The organism is Stieleria sp., from assembly GCF_041595215.1.
Taxonomy (GTDB): domain Bacteria; phylum Planctomycetota; class Planctomycetia; order Pirellulales; family Pirellulaceae; genus Stieleria; species Stieleria magnilauensis.
The window spans coordinates 1-3,768 of sequence record NZ_JBFHKV010000872.1; the positions used below are offsets into that span (position 1 = coordinate 1).

A 3,768-nucleotide genomic window follows, 5' to 3' on the forward strand; every position below is an offset into this window, starting at 1 on the left:
AACAGATAACAACCTGGCACGGATGTACTGGTTCGCGCTCGAACCGATGGTGCCGGAATTCCCGGAACAGGCGTTGGCACTCGCGGTCAACGGAAAGCTTTCCAGCTTGCAAGAATTTGTGGCCAGACGATTGGCGACGGGGGATGTGGCTGAGGGATCGGACCCCGACTGGCAACGCGTGGTAGCGCGAGTCGCACCGGGATTTGATGTCCGCAACGTCGGCGAGGGAGGCATCGTGCACCACAAAGTTTTCCGTAACCGGTCGGCGATGCAGACTCATCCGAAAGATCGCCATCAACCCTGCCGAATGATTCGCGATGTCAAAATTCCCGCAGGCAAAACGACGAGCTTGCAGATGCGCGTCAGTCATCACCCGCACGGCGATTGGCAATTGCGAGTCCTGGTAGGCAAAGACGTCCTCGCAGATCAGACGATCAGCTCAAGCACCGTTTCGCAGGACGAATGGCTGGACGTCCACGTCGATCTGTCCAAGTATGCCGGCAGCCAGATCCGTCTGGTTTTGGAGAACCGAGCCAACGACTGGCACAACGAATGGGCCTACTGGAACGAAGTAAAACTGGTCAGCCGATAGCCAACCGCTTCACCGCATCTGCCACCCATCATTCTGCCACCCATCATTCTGCCACCCATCATTCTGCCACCCATCATTCTGCCACCCCATCATTCTGCCACCCCATCGTCTTGCCCCCATCGTCTTGCCCCCATCGTCTTGCCCCCATCATTCTGCCCCGAATCATTCTGCCAACTCCCCTCCCCCGGAGTGAGCAGCTCAAGCAGAACCAAGAATCGCAAAACGCCCAAACCTGCAACGCCGGCTTACCGCTCTCGTCCGGCACCTTCGCCGACTTGGATCAGGACGTTGCTGGAATCGGGCAGCAAGTCGACTTCGGCGTTGGACTCGATCAGCGTGTCGACTTCCATGACCGTCAAGACGGTGTTCAAGATTTCGGGGTCGGCGGCGGCAATTTCGTTGAGCGCCTTGCCGACGATTTTGGGGCGTGACGCGGACGCTTCGGCCATTTTCTGTGACACCCGGAACGCGGTTTCGCTCTTGATCAGACCGACGCGATTTTCTCCATCCTGCTTCATCGCGCTGGTCACTTGAACCAGTCGTTTGACAACCTTCTCGGTGATGTTGTCGACCATCAGTCGATCGGTGAACGCGACTTTACGAATGTAAACCGATCCCAGCGTGTATCCCCATTTCTCTGACAACGGCGAGACCGTTTTGCGAACGGTTCGGCTGAGCGAATGACGGTCTTCGAGCATCTTTTCCATTTCCAAGTTACTGAGTGTGGAAATGGTCGAACTGGTCACGTTGGCTTGCAGCGAACCATCGGGATTGGCGTTGGTGAACAGATACGAAACCGGATCGGTCACCCGCATCTCGTACCAGATGCCGACGCCCATCGGCGTGCCTTCTTCCGAATTGACCATCTGGCTCCGTAGGTAATGTTGACGAAGCGACGTGTCGACCACGTAGGACTTGCCGAAGAACGGCACCAGCAAGGCTCGAGGGCCGAACTTGAACACCGGGATCTGCAACCCCGGTTGGTCAAGTGTCCCGATCACCTTGCCGAACAAGGTAAAGACATGTGCCTTGCATTCGCCGACGCAGGCATAGAGCCCGAAGAAGCGTGCGAAGCCAAGCAGAATTGGAATCAACATCAAGCCGAAGATAAATCCGCCGCCGAACCATCCCATCGTATCACCCTATCAATAATCGTTGTGTTTTCAGTTTCGAATGCCAACCGGTACCAATCGTGTCTCAACCGCCGGTGTTTGCCTGGGTGGTCTGGATCACACGTCGGGCGACGGAGTAAAGCGGAATCCGGGCGTTCCGTAGATAGGCTTGCAGGCAGGACGAGCCGCCTTCCTTTTTGATCTCGGTGAGCGTTTGGGCAAGTTCACGAAGGGGTGCGACCTCCGCTTGTGCGTTGTTCGTCGCGATCTCCACAGCCCGTGCACTCATCGTGATCTGCTGCTCGCTGTCGGCCCGCGCGGTGCTGAGGTCGGCGGCGACTTGGTTTCGCGTGCTGTTGATCGCCGACAACGCGCGATCAACTTCACCGGGAGGATCAATCTCGGTGATCAGTGCCGCGTCGAGTTCGATTCCGTAGCGACCGGTCGTCGAACGGCATTGCTCTTCCATGTATTGGTTCAGCAGCGGCAAGTTTTTGCGCAAGTCGTTGATCGAGACACCTTCGGACAGGTCGATCGCCGGTGACGTTTGCTCGCCTGCGTCTTCGTCGACATCCGCATCGACCAGCAGCGTTTGGCCCTTCGGATCCACGAAGTTCGCGACTCGCTCGCGAAGCACGCTGACGAAATAACCCATCACGTGCTCGAGCGGGCTGGCCACGCCGAACAGGTACGGGTAGAGGTTGCTTTCGCTGATTCGATAGCGGAGTTGGCCGTTGATCCCGGTCGTCAGGTTGTCCTTCGTGACCGCTTCGATCGTGTCCTGGGCCTTCGAGGGGTCCCACGAAAGGTCGACCGCCTGAGTCGCGACGGAAACCTTGTGGACGTCCTGCCATGGCATTTTGAAATAGGGACCGCCGGGGCCAACGACACGGACTTGAGGGTATTCGTACCGTTGGTGTTCTTCGTCACTCAAGCCGTCAGAATCCGTGTCACCGCCGGTGACCTGCATGCCTTCTAATCGCTGAGCCTTCCCGAAACTCGTCACAATCGCCCTTTGATCGGGACTGACCGTGTAGAAACCGCCGACAATGCAGCGGAAGAAGCTGTAGATGATGATGCCCATCATCAGTCCGAGGATAAATGACATAGCCGTGCTTGGTGTGATTGGGCGAAAAGTGGGACCGGTACCTTGAGTCCAAAGATACCCCACGCTTAAGCGCGGGCGGGGCGTTCCTCCCCGCAACACCCAAAATGGGCCTCAACTCCCACCTTCAAGGGCGATTTTTTTCAGACAAGTCGACAAATCCACGCGCATTGTCCTGCCACCCCATCATTCTGCCTCCCATCGTTTTGCCTCCATTGTTTTGCCCCAACACCATCCCCATCGACTAAAATCCGCCGATTACCTCCCCAATTCGAACGCCTCCCACCGACTCGACGATGCATTTACGCGCCCTCTTGTTCCCCTGTTTGGCTTTCTTCCTCGTTGTTTCCGTCGCGCCAACGCGGGCCGAATCCCCGATCATCGCCCCAGATGCGACAGTGGTCAAAGTCGGCAGCGGCTACCAGTTCACCGAGGGTCCGACGACAGACTCAAACGGCGACGTCTACTTCACCGACCAGCCGAACGATCGAATCGTGCGTTACGAATTTGCCAGTGGCACGACCACGGACTGGCTTTCGCCATGCGGCCGCAGCAACGGGCTGTACTTCGTCGCGCCGGGCCAGCTGATCGCCTGCGCCGACGGCAACAACGAATTATGGCGTATCAACATCAAGGACAAGACTCACCAGGTGCTTGTCGGCCGACACGACGGTGTGCGATTCAACGGTCCCAACGATTGCTGGGTCGACAGTCGCGGCGCGATTTACTTCACCGATCCGCTCTACAAACGCCCCTATTGGACGCAAGAGATTCCTGCCGATAGCCCTCGCGGGGTCTATCGACTTTCACCCGACGGAACACTTTCCCAAGTCGCCGGGGACTTCACCCAGCCCAACGGAATCATCGGCGACGACGAAAACAAGGTCCTGTATGTCGCGGACATCGGCGCGCGCAAGACCTACAAGTTCCCGATCAAGGAAGACGGTTCGTTGGGCGAG

4 protein-coding genes are annotated in these 3,768 nt (G+C 57.6%); 2 read left to right on the plus strand and 2 right to left on the minus strand.

From position 1 onward, the window contains the following. The coding region (locus ABX749_RS25485) for a hypothetical protein (RefSeq protein ID WP_372898484.1) at positions 1-592 on the plus strand (592 nt) is incomplete at its 5' end. A gap of 245 nt (positions 593-837) precedes the next feature. On the opposite strand, the gene ABX749_RS25490 is transcribed toward ABX749_RS25485, so the two are convergent. Further along, positions 838-1,725, minus strand: a complete 888-nt coding sequence (locus tag ABX749_RS25490) for an SPFH domain-containing protein (protein WP_145208589.1) — start codon at positions 1,723-1,725, stop codon at positions 838-840. A 64-nt stretch (positions 1,726-1,789) separates the two neighbouring features. Further along, entirely contained in the window at positions 1,790-2,812 is a 1,023-nt protein-coding gene (locus tag ABX749_RS25495) for an SPFH domain-containing protein (protein ID WP_145208590.1), read from the minus strand. 293 nt (positions 2,813-3,105) lie between these two features. Here ABX749_RS25495 and ABX749_RS25500 point away from each other — a divergent pair. Beyond that, positions 3,106-3,768 (plus strand): SMP-30/gluconolactonase/LRE family protein (locus tag ABX749_RS25500; RefSeq protein ID WP_372898485.1); only part of this gene is annotated, 663 nt, incomplete at its 3' end.

Bases quoted from the DNA above. Each gene is read 5' to 3' on its own strand.
- ABX749_RS25490 (WP_145208589.1), bottom strand. From the start codon at position 1,725: ATGGGATGGTTCGGCGGCGGATTTATCTTCGGCTTGATGTTGATTCCA.
- ABX749_RS25495 (WP_145208590.1), bottom strand. From the start codon at position 2,812: ATGTCATTTATCCTCGGACTGATGATGGGCATCATCATCTACAGCTTC.